Genomic DNA, 17,713 nt, shown 5'->3' with positions numbered 1-17,713 from the left:
TCATGCAGCCGCGTGCTGGCTGATATCGACATTTTGCCTTGGGACGAGCGCATTGGCCTCAAGTAGCGCATATGGTGGACTGGAAAGAATGCTGGAAGGCAAAGCGGTATTTGCTGAGCCAAACATCATGTCTGCATATTCATCCAGCGCGTTGGTCTCGGCGGACGTATCTGAACCGCAAAAAAACCTGATCTGATCAGGTCCCGCGCGAAAGCGGGCGGTGCAACCATCCGGGCAATGGGTCAGCTCGCTGCTGCCTTCGATTTCGAATTCTCGCGTCGCTACTGGCCCCGCTGTCGTCATGGCCTGCGCCATGGCACGGGCCATTCTGGCCAGTGCGGGGCAGGTTTTGCCTGTCCGTTGGCAAACTGTAGCTGTAAATTCGTGTGTCTCGGTCTTCCAGATCATGTTGCGCCCTCCGCGCGTGAGACGGGGGCTTGGTACAGGCTGGACTACGCGATGCGGTCAGACCCTGCCCGGACACCCCGCCCGAGTTTCGGTTTCAGTTCCGATGGCAGGTCTCCTGACTTGCGGGTCATCGCTTTGCCGACCTTCCCAGCCTATTGGCCAGTGGTATTTCGGCATTGCTCTCCGCCTACAGTTGCGGGGGCAGTCGCGGCATAGGTCCATTCCAACGTTTCGGGCAGGACCGCACCTTGTTCCCTTTTCATCCCGTACCAGTCCGGTACGAGAACCATCGCCTAACCGCTAATGCTTGTGGTCGGCTTGAGTCAAGCTGCATTCCGCCGCGGTCGGTGAGCTTCAGAGAGCGTTGGTGGGCAGAAATCTCGGCAGGTTGCGCAATACATCCGAATTTCGACGCGCGCGGGCCAGTTGCCATCCGCCCTGAAGCATAATGAACAGTGTATCGGCGGTTTCCTGAGGATGCTCGACGCCAAAGCGTTCGGCATGCCCGCGGACCTGCGCAATCCAGCTTTCGTACAGGCGGTATGCGTGATCCCTGAAAAGTTGGTTCTCCGGCCCCTCGAACAGGGTGGCGGATATAGGGCAGGTCTCCCAGCGACCGGATTTGTCAAAGAGCTTTGCGATCTTGTGGCACAGGGTTTCAATACCATCGCGAAAGTCGCGTGCGTCTTTGAAAGAGGCCGCGATCAGTTCCAGCATCCCATCTGACGCCCAGCTTGCCGCAGCAAGGGCCAGATCGGACTTTCCTTTTGGAAAATGATGGTAAAGCGAACCTTTGGGGGCCTGCGCCTCTGCCAGCAATTCGGACAACCCAACGCCGTTGTACCCCGAGCGCTGGAACAGCTCGGCGGCGGTCTGGATCAGGCGATCTCGGGTTGGTAGCGGACGTTTGGTCATCTTTCATCGATATTGACAGCACTAGACCAAATGGTCCAGATGGAATCATTAGACTGATTGGTCCAGACTTGGTTGGAGGATGCAATGTTGGACAGCCAGCAGAATGCGCTCATCGAGGATTTTCAGTTTCCGGCTGGTTCAGCGACGCTGTCTGCCCGTCTGTTCCTGCCTGCGACCGAGCCTGATACAGTTGTAGTTCTGAACAGCGCCACCGGCGTGCCACGCGATTACTACAGGCATTTTGCACAGTGGCTGGCTGTCGAACAGAGTATTGCCTGCCTTACATACGACTACCGCGATTTTGGCCATTCCCTTTCAGGGCGCTTGCAGGACAGCGACGTGACCATGGCCGATTGGGCTCTTGTCGATATGCCAGCGGCCCGTGCTGAGATGCGCAGAAGATTTCCGGATGCCAAGCTCTGGGTTATTGGTCATTCGGTTGGCGGGATGTTGGGTCCAGTCCAGCCGGAAATCGAACAGATCGACCGGATGATTTGTGTCTGTTCGGGACTGGTGACCGTATCCGATCATCCCTGGCCATATCGTGCATTGGCTATGTTGTTCTGGTTTGGTCACGCTCCCCTGATCGTGCGCCTGAAGGGATATCTGCCGGGTAAGTTGGTTGGTTTTGGTGCTGACCTGCCGCCAAAAGTGTATTGGCAGTGGCGAAAGTGGTGTACCGCACCTCAAAGCTATTTGCCTGAGACCGGAGTTACACTGCCCGAAGCGGATTGGTCGCGTTCAGGTGCGCCCGTCGACGTTCTTACATTTGAGGATGATGAGATGGTGCCTCCGGAGGCAGTTTGGCGACTTGCAGATGCCTACGGGCCTGCTGCCAGACGTCACCTGTTGAAGCCCGGCGATTTTGGCCTCAAGGGTGTGGGGCACATCGGGGCGTTTGCCCGTCGCAACTCTGCGGTTTGGCCCCGGTTGATCGCGTGAAATAGGGCACCGCATGGCGGTGCCCTTTCCTTCAGAACCGTTTGCGTGATTTCTTATCCTGCATCACGGATCGCACCATTTTCCCAAAGGCTTTGTCACGTGCGCGCGACTGCGCGATTGTTTCAGAGTTACGCCGATCCTCGCGTCGCAGCTTCCTCCATCGCTCTAGACGCGCCGGGTCGAGCTCGCCGGCGCTGATGGCTTCTTGGATCGCGCAACCCGGTTCGGTTTCGTGGCTGCAATCCGCAAAGCGACAGGTTTCGGCAAGTTCGACGATATCCGAGAATACTTCATCGACCCCTTCTTGAGCATCCAGTAGACGCAGGGCGCGCATACCGGGGGTGTCGATCAGCCAACCGCCGTTACGCATCTGGTGCAGCTCGCGCGAGGTCGTCGTGTGTCGTCCATGGGCATCATCTTCACGTATCTCCGCGGTGGCTTCGTTTGCGCCAGTCATTGCGTTAGTCAGTGTGGTTTTACCTACACCTGATGAGCCGATCAGAGCCGCTGTTTGCCCTTTTGGACACCAATTCAGGACCTGTCGCACGTCATCGCCATCAAGGGCATTCACTGGCACAACCGTCAGAAAGGGTGCCAGTGATTCTGCGCGTGAAACATAGTCTTTTGGATCATCGCACGTGTCTGCCTTGGTTAGTACGATCACTGGATAACAACCAGCCTGATTGGCAAGCGCCAAATATCGTTCCAGCCGAGGCAGGTTAAAGTCTGCGTTACAGGAACTGACGATGAACAGAACGTCGACGTTGGCCGCAATCAACTGGATTCCAGCACCGGTGCCTGCGGCCCGGCGTTTTAGCAGGCTGCGCCTGTCCAGCAGCCGTTGGATACGCATGTGTTCATCGACCACAACCCAATCACCGACAGCAAAATCACCAGTAGATTGGTTGTTACTTAGCAATGTTGCTTCGCCGTCAGGATGCATTCCGATCAGACGGTCACGGTGAACTGCGCTCACGCGATAGGGAGTGTATGTTGGATCAGCCGCATATTGCGCGGCAAAGTGAGAGGACCATCCGAGGTCCGATAGTGTAAGGGACATTGATCTGCCTGTGTTCAGAAACAGCAAGCCGCACAGATGGCGCACGCGCATCCGTGGGTGATGTGTTCAGGCAGTCGGAAGTGTCCGCTAGATCAGCGCCGCACTGCCTGAGGGATTTGTACTACAATCATCAAAGCCCTCCTTTGGCTGCGGATTGATCGCCGAATTGGCGGTAAGTGAGAGGCTGGACATCGACCCAAGCGGGACTCGTTGTGGCTGCTTCCTTCCGGACCTGACCAGGTTGGCGAGGCGCTCGCCCGCGCCAACCTCTCGAAGCCCGATATAGGGATTTGGCAGTGCAATGACAACCCATCACAGGCTTAGTCTGATCCTGAGAAATCCATCAGGGTCCTGATCGAGAATTTGCGGTTCGTATTCTGCCAGTTCTTGTAGATAATCCGCGGCGCCCGGCCCGGTTCTGAAGATTGCCAGCGATCCCGGCTGGCCGGTGAACGAAAAGGGGCGTGGAGCCTTCTCCAGAGGATCAGCAGGCAGTTTTCCGGATAGATAGTCACGCAAGATATCCTGTATTCGCAATGGAGGAAGCTTGATGGCTTCCACACGCTCAGGAAACGGAAAATGCCCGCCTCCGCTGACTCTATAGTTGTTGAGCGTTACGATAAATTCTTGATCCTGCTCCACCGGACTGCCGCGATGACGCAAGTTGCAGATTCGCGAATTCGTGGGATTGATCAATTGACCACCCGCGCTGAAGCGGGCGGGTTGCGACAAATCGATTTCGTAAGACACGCCGTGCAATACGTCGAAGTTGTGCCCTGCCCGGCGCGGATCATTCAGCTCAGCCTCATGACTTTTATCGAGCTGATTGAAGATCCCGGCAGACATCTCGATCCAGTCAAGCAGTTGGGCCCCACTGACACATATGGCTCGAAGCTCATTCGGAAATACGTGCAGGTCTGCCACATGCCTCATCGAAATTTCACCTGCCGGCACATGTGTATAGTGATTAGGGCCAGCGCGTCCTCCGAATTTTGAAGGTGCTGTCGCGGATAAAACAGGAAGGGTGGCAAACTTGGTTCCGGACAAGAATGGCCGCAGAGCAGCGGCCTGTGCCGCGGCAACCAGGGCCAGCCCCCGATCATGCGCACAATAGCTGAAAAAGCTGTGCAGAGGCTTGGACGTCTGCCCTACTGACTCGGCCATACGTGCTCTGGTGTGCGCATGCCCGTGCGAAAACACCTTCTTTAATTCAGCGTCTTCCGGAACAGGTAAGTTCTCATTGGCAGAACATATTGGCTGCAACAGGCTTGAGCTGTTTACGATGCGCCAGCGACCGGAAGGCTCACGTTCGACGGCAACATCGATGATGCCCAGGTGCGAGCCGGCGAAACCCGGCATGACAACAGGTTTGCCATGGATTCGACCGATGTGATTTTCGACATGCTCCAGTTCGTCATGGTTTTTCCCGGGTAAGGTCAGATGCGTATGGCCAGCGATGATCGCATCTATTTCATCAATCGCGGCCATCGGGATCACTGCATTTTCCAACCCCGTGGCAGCATCGGACTGTCCCAATCCGGAATGGGCCAGCGCGATGACCAGATCACACCCCATTTGACGTAGCCGGGATGCAGTTCTGCGCGCAGATGACATGATGTCGGCCACTGTCACCTGATCCATCAGGCGATGCGCCTCCCATTGCGCAGTTTGCGGTGGCAATACGGACAATACTCCGATCTGAATTGGAAACTCCCGGTTGGCGACTGTGAGAGAGCGCCGCAAGATCGCATATTCTTGCCAGCTCTGGTCGCCCGTGCTGTACTTCATATTGCTGCAAACCACAGGGCAGGGTGCCTGAGAGAGAATGCTGTCTAGCGCGAGCAAGCCAAAGCTGAAATCATGATTGCCGAGTCCGATGGCATCATAACCCAACAGACCAAAGGCCTTCATCAAAGGGTGTTCCGAACCCTTCTCCTCTGCCGCCCATTCGCCAAACGGAGTCCCTTGCAGAGAATCGCCATTGTCGAACAGCAATGTCAGAGCGCCACTCTCTCTGACTTGTTGCTGTGCCGTACGGATAAGTGTCGCTGTTCGAGTAAATCCGACCGCAGGGTCTGGGCGATCAGCATAATAGTCGAAGCTGGCCAGGTTCATATGAAGATCCGATGTCGCCAGAATCTGAATGCGCCCACAGATCGTTTGATTCTGGCTTCGGCGAGGAACTTTACTCTTGATCAATTTGTCTTCTTTTGGTGGTGATTGAGTGAACGTTTGCACTAAAAAGTAGAATACATGTAAATACTTGAGCAACCATACGGTTATTCGAGAGTATGTCTGATTTTTTGGGACTACGAATATCCATTGCTCTGGAGCCGAAGCCGTGGCACCCCTTGGCGAAAAGCTGAGGGGCCAGAATGAAACGCGCTGAACAGGTGACTTTTGGAGGTTCGGGTCTTGACCGGGCGGCCCTTATCCGAAGCGATGCGCAGAGACTTGCTGTCGCTCAGAACGACCCGTCGGCGCGCTGTTTGCTGCTTTGGCGGGGAAAGATTCTGGTTAGTGGCGAGGCGTTGAACAGTTTGGCCTTCGTCCCGATGACGCATGACCTGGTTCAGAAGGGCCCGAGTGGTGCGATCGAAACGCCAGTTTTCCTTGGGCTGTCTGAAGCGGACTTGCCCATGTTCGCCATGGATATCTCGGAATGGGCTGCCGAGGGGCTGGATTTATCCGGAGTCGGCGAGTTTGTTGATCGAACCGAACAACAGCATCCGGATTTGCCGGATGGGGTTGTATTTGCCGAACTGCGTCGCATCATGACACGCCTTTCGCCGCGGGATGCCGAACTGGCTGCGACGGCCAAGGCTGTGATCGGATGGCATGAGACGCACCGGTTCTGTGCCAGATGTGGCGCACAGAGCGAAGTTTCGCAAGCTGGGTGGCAGCGGAGTTGCCCCTCGTGTGGAGGCCAGCATTTTCCACGTACAGACCCTGTTGTTATTATGTTGATAACACATGGGGATTCCGTCCTTATGGGTCGCTCTCCGGGATGGCCCGAGGGGATGTACTCGCTGCTTGCGGGGTTCGTAGAGCCAGGCGAAACATTGGAAGCTGCGGTAAGACGTGAGGTCATGGAAGAAGCTGGCGTTCCGGTAGGTGCGGTCAGCTATTTGGCCAGCCAACCCTGGCCATTTCCGGCGTCTTTGATGTTCGGATGCGCCGGTGAGGCCTTGTCACGCGATATTAAGATTGATCCTGTTGAAATCGAAGACGCCATGTGGGTAAGCAAGTCCGAAATGATGCAGGCCTTTGCCGGTGAGCATCCGTTGCTTTTGCCAGCGCGCAAGGGTGCTATTGCGCATTTTCTGTTGCAAAACTGGCTTGCGGATACACTGGACTGAGGAAACACTGGTTCACAGGCAAGAGAAGCAAAGACCAACATGCAATTTTCAGCTCGCGAAGACATCGAAGCGCCTATTGATCGGGTGTTTGAAATGGTCTCCGATTTCGAACGTTTTGAACGCATGGCTATGCGACGCGGGATCGAGGTGCGCCGGGTGGACGAGCATTCGCCGGTCTCTGTTGGCACGCTTTGGGAAACGGAAATCAAGGTGCGTGGTAAACCCCGTCAGGTTTCGGTTTTGATGAGCGAGTTCGCGCGTCCCGAAGTGATGAAGTTTGAAACAACCAGTAAGGGCCTGAACGGTCTGACGACGATCGAGTTTCTCGCTTTGTCGCAACGCAGAACGCGTATGAGTATGGAGATTGCGCTGACCGCAAAGTCTTTGCCTGCACGTTTGTTGCTTCAGTCTCTGAAACTCGGAAAATCACGCTTTCGTCGGCAATTTCAACTTCGGTTAGGTGAGTTCGCCAGAGAGCTGGAGGAACGACACCTGCACGGTGCGTGAGGTCTGCAAAACGTTCTTATTTAGAGCGAGGATATGATGAGCCCTTTGATATTCCGAAATGCAAATGAAGCAGACGCGGAAGGTATTGCTTCTGTTTTGCAAGAGCTTGTGGCGGCAGGGAAACGGCAATCAGCAAGCGATTCAGAGTTTGCTCGGGTGCACTACATTACCCACTCAAACAATTTGCGGTGCACCGTTGCCGAAGATGAAGACGGCAACATCCTCGGATTTCAGGCGCTGATACTGGCGATTGAAGACAATCCTTATGGCGCGCCTGTTGGCTGGGGCGTGATCGGAACCCACATCAGACCAACTGCAGCGCGGCGTGGCATTGGAAGGCAACTGTTCGAGCGCACTCATGCAGCTGCGCAGGCTAACAACCTTGAGGCCATTGACGCTACTATTGGTGCAAACAACCCTGAGGGTCTGAACTACTACGAAGCTATGGGGTTCAGGGATTATCGCGTGTCAGACGGGGCGATCTCAAAGGCATTTCGGCTCAGATAGCTCTGGAAGCGGTGCCAACCGGATGTCAACGAGAGGAAGATTTGTTATGTCGCAGATTATCTTTCTCCACGGGGCATCCAGCAGCGGCAAAAGCACAATCGCCCGCGCACTGCAGCAAAGAATAGAAAAACCCTTCTGGCACATCTCGATCGACCATCTACGGGATGCGGGAGTGTTGCCGCGGGATCGATTTCAAAGTGGAGAGTTTGACTAGAGCGAGGAGAGGCCGCGCTTTTTCGCGGGGTTTCATCAATCGCTGGCATCCTATGCAGCCGCTGGGAACAACCTGATTCTGGAACACATACTGGACACCGACGGCTGGATAGAAACCCTAGTAGAGCTGTTCGAACCACATGATGTGTTTTTCGTCGCGGTGCATTGTTCAGTACCGGTTCTGAACGAGCGAGAATTCAAGCGGGGTGACCGTCCGTTGGGTAGCGCTGAAATGGATCAGAAATCAATCCATCAGAAACGGATCTATGATCTGGAAATCCAATCCGAAGACGGAGTGGATGCCAATGTGCAATCCATACTGGAGGTCTGGCGTAGTGGACTGCGCCGGTCCGAGTTCAGTTCGCAATTGGACTAAAGGCGAAACTGCTACCCACGCGGTTGCGCGGCAGGATAGACGCCCAAAATCTCGACATTGGTCGTGAAGTGTTCCAGTTCATCCATTGCCAGCTTAACGTTCCGGTCTTCAGGATGCCCGACAATATCGGCGTAGAACTGAGTGGCGGTGAAGGACCCATCGACCATATAGCTTTCCAGTTTGGTCATGTTGATCCCGTTGGTGGCAAACCCGCCCATCGCTTTGTACAGGGCAGCCGGAATGTTTCGGACCTGGAAAACGAAGCTCGTGATCATGCCATGCTCGCCACGGCGCGATTCGTCAGCCTGCCGCGACATGACAAGAAAGCGAGTGGTATTATCGCCCTGATCCTCAATATGGCGGGCCAGTACATTCAGCCCATAGATTTCTCCGGCCAGTTCACTTGCCAGAGCAGCTGAATGCTTATCGCCTGCCTCTGCCACTTCTCGGGCGGCTCGGGCATTGTCTGGGCTTACCCGACCTCGAATGCCGCGTTTTGTCAGAAAACCCGCGCATTGCGGCAGCAACACCAAATGAGAATGCGCTTCGGTAATGTCTTCAAGCTTTGCACCCGGTACGCCAAGCAGGTTGATATGAACCCGAACAAAAGCCTCATCGACAATATGCAGTCCGCTATGTGGCAGTAGCCTGTGGATATCGGCAACCCGGCCGTAGGTCGTGTTTTCGACGGGCAACATCGCAAGCTCGGCTTCGCCGGAGCGAACTGATTCGATCACGTCCTCGAATGTGCGGCACGGAAGGGCTTCCATATCGGGCCGTGCATTGCTGCAAGCCTCGTGACTATAGGCGCCGGGCTCACCCTGAAATGCGATGCGTTTGGTCATTTGGTCGATTCCATGCAACAAGTTCTTGATTTGGGCGTTTAGTCGCGGTGTCTATACCTTGCCTCTTGCAAGGGGAAGCCTTAGACACCCCGCAGACAGCTGAAATGGACAAGCGATCAATGTTCGACACGATGACAGTTACCAAGGCCGCCGCTGGCCTGTTCGGCACCTTCCTGGTGCTCCTTCTGGCAAAATGGGGAGCCGACGTTCTCTATTATGCGGGCGGGCATGGCGCCGAAGCCGCCTATATCATCGAAACCGAAAGCTCTGGCGAGAGCGCTGACGGCGAAGAAATCGTCTTTGAGGAAATGCTGGCCGCAGCCGATCCCGAGAAAGGTGCAAAGGTTTTCCGCAAGTGCACCGCATGTCATAAACTGGAAGACGGCGCGAATGGCACAGGTCCATATCTTTATGCGATCGTTGATCGTCCTGTAGCTGCGGCCAAAGGCTTCACCGGTTACTCTGCAGCGATGCAGGCCCATGGTGGCAACTGGACACCTGAGGCTCTGGATGCCTTCCTGACACGCCCGAGTGCCTATATCTCGGGCACCTCCATGAGCTTTGCCGGCCTGAAAAAGCCGCAGGATCGGGCAGACCTGATTGCCTATCTGCAAACCATCAACTGATTTTTCAGTCAGTTTCGACAAGTTTCAAGGCCGCTGCCACGTGCAGCGGCTTTATTTTTTCCTTAGTGAATCTTCACAAAGTGTTCACGCAGTCTAAACTTGCAACTGTCAGTGCTGGACCTTTAGCTAGCACGAACAAGATTAAAGTCGTGAACGACCCAGAGGATGAGCCATATGAATCCCCGCCTGCCTGAAACGCGCGTATCAACTATTCGGCCATGGGCATCAGTTTTGGGAATATCGGCGGCTTTACTGCTGGGGATAGCTGGACACTCTACTGCGGCTGAAGAAAAGATTACCAAAAGTCACGGGTATTCGTACTTTGGTAATCTGGACTACCCGGCCGACTATGAGCATCTGAGCTATGTCAATCCGGATGCGCCTAAGGGTGGAGAGCTTTCCCTTGCGGCATCGGGTACATTCGATTCATTAAACCCCTACTCGCGCAAGGGCCGCCCGGGTGCTTTGACAACACTTCAGTATGATCGCCTGATCGACAGCACAGATGACAGTGTCGGTCAGTACTACGGGGTCATAGCCGAAAGCCTCGAATACGACGAAGGACGCAACTACGTCATTTTCCATCTTCGGCCCGAAGCGACATTCTGGGATGGCACGCCGGTTACAGCCGAGGACGTCGTCTATAGCCACAGGCTGTTCATCGAACAGGGTTTGCCGTCATACGCGCAGGCTGTCGGTCGGATGGTGACCGGTGCCGAAGCGCTGGATGATCACACCGTCAAATTCACTTTCAACCCCGACGTGACACGTCGCAGCCTGATCGAGACGGTTGGTGCGACCCCCGTGTTCTCTAAGGCTTGGTTCGAAGCGGATGAGTCCCGCCGTCTGGATGAACCCCGGCTCGAAGTTGCCGTGGGATCCGGGCCATACAAACTGGACAGCTACGACATCAATCGCCGCATCGTCTATAAACGCCGAGATGACTATTGGGGCAAAGATCTTCCCATCAATCGGGGTCGGCATAACTATGACACCATTCGCCTGGAGTACTTCGCGGACCAGACTGCTGCTTTCGAAGGGTTCAAAGCCGGCGAATACACTATGCGGATCGAAAGCGATCCGAAACTCTGGGCGTCCAGCTACGACTTCCCAAAGCTGACTGAAGGTTTTGTGGTAAGGGATGAAATTCTCGATGGCAGCCCTCCGACGCCATCCGGGTTTGTTTTTAATCTGGCCAAACCGCAGTTTGCAGACAAAAATGTGCGTAAGGCTCTGGCTCTGGCGTTCAACTTTGAATGGGCAAATGAATCTCTGATGTTCGGACTGAACGCACCGCGCAGTTCGTTTGTACAGGGTACTCCGTTGCAGGCAGAGGGTTTGCCAGAAGGCGCGGAACTGGAGTTTCTCGAAACGCTTGGTGACGTTGTTCCAGCAGAGTTTCTGGCCGAGCCCGCACTGGTCGTGCACGAATCCAATCCGGCACGTTTGAATGATCGCCGCAACTTGCGCAAAGCTTCCAAACTTCTGGATGAAGCCGGTTGGCCGGTAGGCCAAGGGAATCTGCGCCGTAATGCGCAGGGGCAGACGCTGCGGGTTGAAATCCCGTATCCCTCCAACCTGCCGACTTCGACGGCAACGATGATCGAAACCTTCGTTCAAAACCTGCAATCCATTGGTGTCGATGCCAAAGCTGAAAAGGTTGATCCCGCCCAATACACGCTGCGCAGCCGTGAGCGGGATTACGACATGGTCTATTCAACGCGCTATGGCTCTTTCCTGTCTACGGGTGGCGGGCTGAGCCAGATGTATGGATCGGACGAAGCTGAGTTCAGCCTGTTTAACCCGGCCGGACTAGCCAGCCCGTTGGTTGATGCAATCATTGAAGCGTCATTCGAAACGGACAATCAGGCCGATCAGGATACGGCGCTCATGGCGCTCGACCGTGCTTTGCGGTATGAGTTCTTTGTAATCCCTGTCGGATACATCGCGGACTACTGGACGGCCTACTACGATATGTATGAATACCCTGAGAACCTGCCTCCCTATGCGCTTGGATACCTCGACCTGTGGTGGGTCAATCCAGAGAAAGAGGCAGAACTGAAGGCAGAAGGCGCACTGCGATAACATGGGCGCCTATATTCTAAGACGCCTGTTGCTCGTCATTCCGACGCTGCTGGGCATCATGATCGTCAACTTTACGCTGGTGCAATTTGTACCGGGTGGGCCGGTTGAGCAGATCATCGCGCAGATCGAAGGGCAGGGTGATGTCTTTGCCGGTTTTGCCGGTGGCGGCGATACCGGTGCCGGTGCTGAGCCCGCAGGCGGGGTATTCGACGACAAATACGTTGGTGCACGCGGTCTGCCACCTGAATTCATCGCGGAATTGGAAAAGGAATTCGGTTTCGACAAACCGCCGCTTGAGCGATTTCTCGGTATGATGGGTAACTATCTGACGCTGGATTTTGGTGAGAGCTATTTCCGGTCGATCAGCGTGATTGATCTGGTGCTGGAGAAGATGCCGGTTTCGATTTCGCTGGGTCTTTGGTCGACACTGATTGCGTATCTGGTGTCGATTCCGTTGGGTATTCGCAAAGCGATAAAGGATGGCTCGAGATTTGATACCTGGACCAGTGGTGCGATTATCGTGGCTTACGCGATCCCGGGTTTCCTGTTTGCGATCCTGCTGTTGGTACTTTTTGCAGGCGGTTCTTACTGGCAGATATTCCCGCTGCGAGGTTTGACGTCGGACAATTGGGATAGCCTTAGTCTGTTTGGTAAAATAGCGGATTATGCTTGGCACATGATACTGCCAATTACGGCGTACACGATTAGTGCTTTCGCTACGCTGACTTTGCTGACTAAGAACTCGTTTCTGGACGAAATCAAAAAACAATATGTGGTTACCGCGCGCGCGAAAGGCCTAAGTGAAAAAAAGGTGCTGTATGGCCACGTTTTTCGCAACGCCATGCTTATCATAATTGCTGGATTCCCCGCCGCATTTTTGGGTGTCTTCCTGGGGCAGTCTTTGATCATTGAAACAATTTTTTCACTGGACGGATTGGGACGGCTGGGCTTCGAAGCCGCGGTAGCGCGAGATTACCCGATAATCTTCGGTACTCTGTTCTTCTTTGGTTTGATCAGTTTGGTCGTCGGTATAATCAGCGACCTGATGTATGTCCTCGTCGATCCACGCATCGACTTCGAAAAGCGGGAGGGGTAGATGGCGCTTTCCCCTCTCAATCAACGGCGCTGGCGCAACTTCCGGCGCAATGGCCGGGCGTTCTGGTCGCTGATCATTTTTGGTGTGCTATTCGGCCTTTCGCTTTTCGCCGAATTCATCGCCAACGACAAACCGATCTTGGTCAGCTACCGGGGTGAGCTCTATACGCCGATCTTCAAGTTCTATCCGGAAACGGATTTTGGCGGAGATTTTCAGACCGAAGCGATCTACCGCGATCCCGAGGTCCAGTGTCTGATCGACAGCGGCGGTCTCGAGCAGTGCTTTGACGACCCCGAAGGGATCATTGAACAGATCGACGCCGGAACTTTTCAGGCCGAAGGTTTCGAGCGTGGCTGGGCGATCTGGCCCCTTATCCCGTATTCCTTCAACACAAGTGTAGATCGCCCCGGTGCGGCCCCACTGCCGCCCAATAGCCAGAATCTTCTGGGTACGGATGACACCAAGCGCGACGTACTTGCCCGGGTCATATATGGCTTCCGTCTGTCGATCCTCTTCACCCTGATCGTGACCGGTGCGGCCAGCCTGATCGGGATATTTGCCGGTGCCATTCAGGGCTTTTTCGGAGGTTGGCTGGATCTGATTTTCCAGCGCATTATCGAAATCTGGTCGGCCACGCCCTCGCTCTATGTGATTATCATCATGTTCGCCATTCTGGGCCGAAGTTTCTGGCTGCTCGTGGCGCTCATGATCTTGTTTTCATGGACCGGCCTGGTCGGGGTTGTTCGGGCTGAATTCCTGCGGGCGCGAAACCTTGAATACGTGCGGGCGGCCAAGGCGCTGGGCGTCGGCAACATGACCATCATGTTCCGCCACATGCTGCCCAACGCGATGGTTGCCACGCTGACATTCATGCCATTCATCGTGACCGGAACCATTGGCGGGCTCGCAAGCCTTGATTTTCTGGGCTTTGGCTTGCCCTCATCGGCTCCGTCGTTGGGTGAACTGACCCTGCAGGCAAAACAAAACCTTCAGGCCCCTTGGTTGGCGTTCACCGCGTTTTTCACCTTTGCAATTATGCTGTCACTGCTGGTCTTTATCTTTGAAGGCGTGCGTGACGCATTCGATCCCAGAAAGACCTTCTCATGAGCCTGCTGGATGTGAACAACCTCAAGGTCTCGTTCCGTCAGGACGGGCAGGTCAGTGCAGCGGTAAAAGGTGTGTCCTTCACCGTCGATCGTGGTGAAACCGTCGCTTTGGTTGGTGAGTCCGGTTCGGGAAAGTCAGTCACAGCGCTCAGTACTGTGTCCCTGGTTGGCGACAGCGCAATTGTCGAAGGATCGGTTCAATACGACGGGCAAGAGATGATCGGCGCCTCTGAAGATCTGCTGATGGACGTTCGTGGTAACGACATCAGCTTTATCTTTCAGGAGCCGATGACCTCGCTCAACCCGCTGCATACAATCCAGAAGCAGATGGCGGAATCTCTGGCACTGCATCAGGGCGTGTCAGGAGATGTCGCGCGGGAACGGATTGTCGAGTTGCTGACCAAGGTGGGCATACGCGATCCCGAAGACCGGTTGGACAGCTATCCTCATCAGCTGTCAGGCGGGCAGCGTCAACGCGTGATGATCGCGATGGCGTTGGCCAATAAACCCGACATTCTGATCGCGGACGAGCCGACAACGGCGCTGGATGTGACCATTCAGGCGCAAATTCTTGAGCTGCTGGCTGAACTGCAGAAATCCGAGAATATGGGGATGCTGTTCATCACGCATGATCTGGGGATTGTTCGCAGGATCGCGGATCGGGTTTGCGTGATGAAGGACGGCGAGATTGTTGAAACTGGCCCAACTGCCGAGATTTTCGACAATCCGCAGCATCCTTACACACGTAAGCTGTTGGCAGCGGAACCTTCAGGACACCCGGATCCGGTTGCAGCAGATGCCGAAGAGGTGGCCCGTACGGATCACCTGAAGGTCTGGTTTCCCATCCAGCGCGGTTTTTTGAAACGGACCGTGGGGTATGTGAAGGCGGTCAACGATGCAACGCTGAGCGTCCGCGCGGGAGAGACTTTGGGCATAGTCGGAGAGAGTGGTTCAGGCAAAACCACGTTGGCTCTGGCGATCATGCGTTTGATCGCATCCGAAGGCGGGATCACGTTCCGCGATCAGGACGTACGCCGCTGGTCCACGCGTGAACTGAGGCGGCTGCGCAAAGATATGCAGATCGTGTTTCAGGACCCGTTCGGCAGTCTCAGCCCAAGGATGACATGCCAGCAAATCATTTCCGAAGGGTTGGCGATCCACAAGGTAGACCCGCATCGCGCCCCGCGCGAACTGGTTGCCGAAGTGATGACAGAGGTCGGGCTGGATCCAGAGGCGATGGATCGCTACCCTCACGAGTTTTCAGGCGGCCAGCGTCAGCGTATCGCCATTGCGCGCGCGATGGTCCTGCGACCCAAGCTGCTGGTTCTGGATGAGCCGACAAGTGCGCTGGACATGACGGTTCAGGTCCAGATCGTTGATCTGTTGCGTGACCTGCAGCGGAAATATGGGTTGGCCTATCTGTTCATCAGCCACGACCTCAAAGTCGTGCGGGCCATGTCGCATAATGTGATCGTCATGCGGAATGGTGATGTGGTTGAGATGGGTTCGGCTGAGTCTTTGTTCGAGAATGCTCAGACCGATTACACGCGGGAACTTATTGCGGCAGCAGGCTAAGCTTGGCCTGCTGCCGCAATTCACTCAGGCGTTAGCTGTTTCGCGGGCAGCGGACTTGGGCACGGGCCCGCGCAACTCTTCATAGTGGTCAAATTGCAGTTTGACCCAACCCGTTCCACGCGTTGCGCTTGCCAGGGTGCGGTGCAATTCGTCCTCGGCCACTGCGGGGAGCTGAGCATTGAATATCTCCCAGCCTGAGGCATTTGGATTGCCCTCAAAGCCCAACACCTGTCCCTGCAAAGAACTGATCGTTGGAACCAGATCGCCGACAAAGGCCGAAGGCAGATGGATTTCGGCATTCAGGATCGGTTGCAAAACCACAGGCTTTGCCTGTGGGAGCGCTTCGCGCACCGCATTCTTGCCAGCAGTTCGGAAGGCGTAGTCAGAGCTGTCGACATTATGGTGCTTGCCATCGCTCAGCGTGATTTTGACATCCACAACAGGGAAACCTTCAGGCCCTTGCTCAAGCGCGTCTTTTGCCCCGTGTTCAACAGACGGGATGTAGTTTTTGGGAACAGCGCCCCCTTTGACGATTTCGTCAAACTGAAAGCCAGCACCGCGTGGCATTGGGGCTATCGAGATCACAACATCGGCAAACTGACCCGCGCCGCCTGACTGTTTGCGATGACGATGCCGGTGTTCGATGGTTGAACGAATGGTCTCGCGATATGCAGTCTCAACAGGTTCGGTTGCAATCTCGACGCCAAAATCCTCGTCCAGTTTGGTTGCGACGCGGCGCATATGTTGTGGGCCTTGCGATCCCAGAATTGCATGACCACTAAGTTCATCCTGAGCCAGATGAAGACCCGGGTCGATCTCGACCATACGCCCAAGAGCATTCGATAGGCGCACATCGTCCCGCTCATGCGCAGGTGACACGATCTGCCGGTGGGCTGCAGGGTGCGACGATGCCCATTCGGGCAACGGAGTGGCGGAGTTGCTGTCGTAGAGATTACCCGGATTAAGATGGTCGGATTTGACGGCAAGGCCGATCTGACCCGCCTCGAGCTGATTGATCTGCGTCTTGGCATCCAAAGTGGTCAGATTTCCAACCGTCTCGCCCCCCAAAGGTTCATGCGCTTTGACACCATCACCCAAGCCACGCAGGACGATGATTTTACCAACATGTTTTTTGACGTCTGCAAAGCCAGCAATCGCGCGGGCGTTCTCAGCTGCTTCATCACGTCCGGCGGCGATATCGAACTCGGGTGCCTCGTGCCGTAGTGCTTTCATCAGGCGGGTCAGGCCATTCCCGTGACTGGCAGCACCCAAACAGGCAGGGATCAGTTGATGGTTCTGCAATACCTGAGCGGCAAGATCATAGACTTCATCGCTGGGCGGCTGCTTATCTTCGATCAATTGCTCCAGCAGGTTGTCATCGAAATCTGACAGTGTCTCCAACAGTTCGGTACGGGCTTCTTGCTCCCGATCCTCTACGGACTGAGGCAGTTCGATCAGAGCCGAGGGTTGTCCTTCCTGATACTTCCATGCCCGTTCTGAAATCAGATCAACGGCTCCAACAATCTTGTCTCCGTCGCGGATTGGGACCTGACGCAGGGCGATGTGGTGGGTGCAATAGGTTTGCAACGCCGCGATAATGTCGCGTATCCGACCATTGGGATTGTCCATCCGGTTGATGAACAGAAAGCAGGGAATACCGGCTTCTTCCACCAATCTGAGATAAGGCGCACATAGGACCGCTGCGTCCGGATCGGGCGGCACAACGACGACGGCAGCGTCGGAAATTGCCATTGCGGGTCCGACATATGCCAGCGAATCCCCACCGCCATCCACGTCTATCGCGCACCAAGGCTCGTCCAGATAAGAAAAACCGTGCAAGTGCACGGTTCCGGATACATCGAATGTGGTGGGGCGTCCGTCGAGGCGGCTTATAGCCTCGACTAGGGTTGATTTGCCCGATTGACTGGGGCCGAGGACGGTGAAAACGCGCATGGGTGCTGTCCCTCTATCAAGTTGCAGAACGGCTGCACGAAAAGGGATTGTCGAACGCAGTAGCGTCGGCACGAATTGTCTGTGTCTGGACCTGCCTCAAATGCGGAGCGGTTTGTTGTCTCGCCCGTTGAGTTTGGGGA

15 protein-coding genes, 1 other RNA gene, 1 pseudogene and 1 riboswitch are annotated in these 17,713 nt (G+C 55.2%); of the genes and pseudogenes, 10 read left to right on the top strand and 7 right to left on the bottom strand.

What is annotated here, in order from left to right:
• The gene (locus tag GOX61_RS21915; RefSeq protein WP_170337158.1) at nt 1–408 is read right to left on the bottom strand and encodes a hypothetical protein; all 408 of its coding nucleotides are present in this window, start codon (nt 406–408) and stop codon (nt 1–3) included.
• Between the two features lie 88 nt (nt 409–496).
• A riboswitch (cobalamin riboswitch) is annotated at nt 497–714 on the bottom strand.
• A gap of 48 nt (nt 715–762) precedes the next feature.
• A complete protein-coding gene (locus GOX61_RS21910) occupies nt 763–1,323 on the bottom strand; it encodes a TetR/AcrR family transcriptional regulator (protein ID WP_170337156.1) in 561 nt (186 codons plus the stop codon).
• 84 nt (nt 1,324–1,407) lie between these two features.
• Between GOX61_RS21910 and GOX61_RS21905 the strand changes: the two genes are divergently transcribed.
• A complete protein-coding gene (locus tag GOX61_RS21905; protein ID WP_170337155.1) occupies nt 1,408–2,265 on the top strand; it encodes an alpha/beta hydrolase family protein in 858 nt (285 codons plus the stop codon).
• A gap of 31 nt (nt 2,266–2,296) precedes the next feature.
• Here GOX61_RS21905 and rsgA read toward each other — a convergent pair whose 3' ends face one another.
• From rsgA to GOX61_RS21890, 3 genes are all read right to left on the bottom strand, one after another.
• Nucleotides 2,297–3,325, bottom strand: coding sequence for a ribosome small subunit-dependent GTPase A (rsgA, locus tag GOX61_RS21900; RefSeq protein WP_170337153.1), 1,029 nt, complete (start codon nt 3,323–3,325; stop codon nt 2,297–2,299).
• Nucleotides 3,326–3,499: 174 nt separating this feature from the next.
• An RNA gene (ffs, locus tag GOX61_RS21895) (signal recognition particle sRNA small type) lies at nt 3,500–3,598 on the bottom strand.
• A 39-nt stretch (nt 3,599–3,637) separates the two neighbouring features.
• Nucleotides 3,638–5,563, bottom strand: coding sequence for a bifunctional 2',3'-cyclic-nucleotide 2'-phosphodiesterase/3'-nucleotidase (locus tag GOX61_RS21890; protein WP_367646997.1), 1,926 nt, complete (start codon nt 5,561–5,563; stop codon nt 3,638–3,640).
• 137 nt (nt 5,564–5,700) lie between these two features.
• On the opposite strand from GOX61_RS21890, the gene nudC reads away from it, so the two are divergent.
• From nudC to GOX61_RS21870, 4 genes and pseudogenes are all read left to right on the top strand, one after another.
• Entirely contained in the window at nt 5,701–6,684 is a 984-nt protein-coding gene (gene nudC, locus GOX61_RS21885) for an NAD(+) diphosphatase (protein ID WP_170337151.1), read from the top strand.
• A 39-nt stretch (nt 6,685–6,723) separates the two neighbouring features.
• Entirely contained in the window at nt 6,724–7,191 is a 468-nt protein-coding gene (locus tag GOX61_RS21880) for an SRPBCC family protein (protein WP_170337149.1), read from the top strand.
• A 36-nt stretch (nt 7,192–7,227) separates the two neighbouring features.
• Complete coding sequence (locus GOX61_RS21875) at nt 7,228–7,698, top strand: GNAT family N-acetyltransferase (protein WP_170337147.1); 471 nt, start codon at nt 7,228–7,230, stop codon at nt 7,696–7,698.
• 22 nt (nt 7,699–7,720) lie between these two features.
• A pseudogene (locus GOX61_RS21870) lies at nt 7,721–8,287 on the top strand (chloramphenicol phosphotransferase CPT family protein).
• 11 nt (nt 8,288–8,298) lie between these two features.
• Here GOX61_RS21870 and GOX61_RS21865 read toward each other — a convergent pair.
• The gene (locus GOX61_RS21865) at nt 8,299–9,132 is read right to left on the bottom strand and encodes a prephenate dehydratase (protein ID WP_170337145.1); all 834 of its coding nucleotides are present in this window, start codon (nt 9,130–9,132) and stop codon (nt 8,299–8,301) included.
• 119 nt (nt 9,133–9,251) lie between these two features.
• Between GOX61_RS21865 and GOX61_RS21860 the strand changes: the two genes are divergently transcribed.
• The 5 genes from GOX61_RS21860 to GOX61_RS21840 all read left to right on the top strand — a co-directional run bounded on the left by GOX61_RS21860 (nt 9,252) and on the right by GOX61_RS21840 (nt 15,620).
• On the top strand, nt 9,252–9,758 hold the full coding sequence (locus GOX61_RS21860; protein WP_170337168.1) for a c-type cytochrome: 507 nt from the start codon (nt 9,252–9,254) through the stop codon (nt 9,756–9,758).
• A 174-nt stretch (nt 9,759–9,932) separates the two neighbouring features.
• Nucleotides 9,933–11,843 (top strand): extracellular solute-binding protein, encoded by a 1,911-nt coding sequence (locus GOX61_RS21855; protein WP_170337143.1) that lies wholly within the window; start codon nt 9,933–9,935, stop codon nt 11,841–11,843.
• A 1-nt stretch (nt 11,844) separates the two neighbouring features.
• A complete protein-coding gene (locus tag GOX61_RS21850) occupies nt 11,845–12,939 on the top strand; it encodes a microcin C ABC transporter permease YejB (protein WP_170337141.1) in 1,095 nt (364 codons plus the stop codon).
• A complete protein-coding gene (locus tag GOX61_RS21845; RefSeq protein WP_170337139.1) occupies nt 12,940–14,046 on the top strand; it encodes an ABC transporter permease in 1,107 nt (368 codons plus the stop codon). It begins immediately after the preceding gene.
• Nucleotides 14,043–15,620 (top strand): ABC transporter ATP-binding protein, encoded by a 1,578-nt coding sequence (locus GOX61_RS21840; protein WP_170337137.1) that lies wholly within the window; start codon nt 14,043–14,045, stop codon nt 15,618–15,620. The genes GOX61_RS21845 and GOX61_RS21840 overlap by 4 nt, the downstream gene beginning before the upstream one ends.
• Before the next feature lie 24 nt (nt 15,621–15,644).
• Here GOX61_RS21840 and GOX61_RS21835 read toward each other — a convergent pair whose 3' ends face one another.
• On the bottom strand, nt 15,645–17,573 hold the full coding sequence (locus GOX61_RS21835) for an elongation factor G (RefSeq protein WP_170337135.1): 1,929 nt from the start codon (nt 17,571–17,573) through the stop codon (nt 15,645–15,647).
• Nucleotides 17,574–17,713 lie beyond the last annotated feature (140 nt).

The organism is Ruegeria arenilitoris (assembly GCF_013030265.1).
Classification (GTDB): Bacteria; Pseudomonadota; Alphaproteobacteria; order Rhodobacterales; family Rhodobacteraceae; genus Ruegeria; species Ruegeria arenilitoris_E.
This window is presented reverse-complemented; position numbering and strand designations above follow the sequence as displayed.

Excerpts from the sequence above, each read along its gene's own strand:
- GOX61_RS21915 (WP_170337158.1), bottom strand. The coding sequence starts at position 408 with ATGATCTGGAAGACCGAGACACACGAATTTACAGCTACAGTTTGCCAA.
- GOX61_RS21910 (WP_170337156.1), bottom strand. The coding sequence starts at position 1,323 with ATGACCAAACGTCCGCTACCAACCCGAGATCGCCTGATCCAGACCGCC.
- GOX61_RS21905 (WP_170337155.1), top strand. The coding sequence starts at position 1,408 with ATGTTGGACAGCCAGCAGAATGCGCTCATCGAGGATTTTCAGTTTCCG.
- rsgA (WP_170337153.1), bottom strand. The coding sequence starts at position 3,325 with ATGTCCCTTACACTATCGGACCTCGGATGGTCCTCTCACTTTGCCGCG.
- nudC (WP_170337151.1), top strand. The coding sequence starts at position 5,701 with ATGAAACGCGCTGAACAGGTGACTTTTGGAGGTTCGGGTCTTGACCGG.
- GOX61_RS21880 (WP_170337149.1), top strand. The coding sequence starts at position 6,724 with ATGCAATTTTCAGCTCGCGAAGACATCGAAGCGCCTATTGATCGGGTG.
- GOX61_RS21875 (WP_170337147.1), top strand. The coding sequence starts at position 7,228 with ATGAGCCCTTTGATATTCCGAAATGCAAATGAAGCAGACGCGGAAGGT.
- GOX61_RS21865 (WP_170337145.1), bottom strand. The coding sequence starts at position 9,132 with ATGACCAAACGCATCGCATTTCAGGGTGAGCCCGGCGCCTATAGTCAC.
- GOX61_RS21860 (WP_170337168.1), top strand. The coding sequence starts at position 9,252 with ATGTTCGACACGATGACAGTTACCAAGGCCGCCGCTGGCCTGTTCGGC.
- GOX61_RS21855 (WP_170337143.1), top strand. The coding sequence starts at position 9,933 with ATGAATCCCCGCCTGCCTGAAACGCGCGTATCAACTATTCGGCCATGG.
- GOX61_RS21850 (WP_170337141.1), top strand. The coding sequence starts at position 11,845 with ATGGGCGCCTATATTCTAAGACGCCTGTTGCTCGTCATTCCGACGCTG.
- GOX61_RS21845 (WP_170337139.1), top strand. The coding sequence starts at position 12,940 with ATGGCGCTTTCCCCTCTCAATCAACGGCGCTGGCGCAACTTCCGGCGC.
- GOX61_RS21840 (WP_170337137.1), top strand. The coding sequence starts at position 14,043 with ATGAGCCTGCTGGATGTGAACAACCTCAAGGTCTCGTTCCGTCAGGAC.
- GOX61_RS21835 (WP_170337135.1), bottom strand. The coding sequence starts at position 17,573 with ATGCGCGTTTTCACCGTCCTCGGCCCCAGTCAATCGGGCAAATCAACC.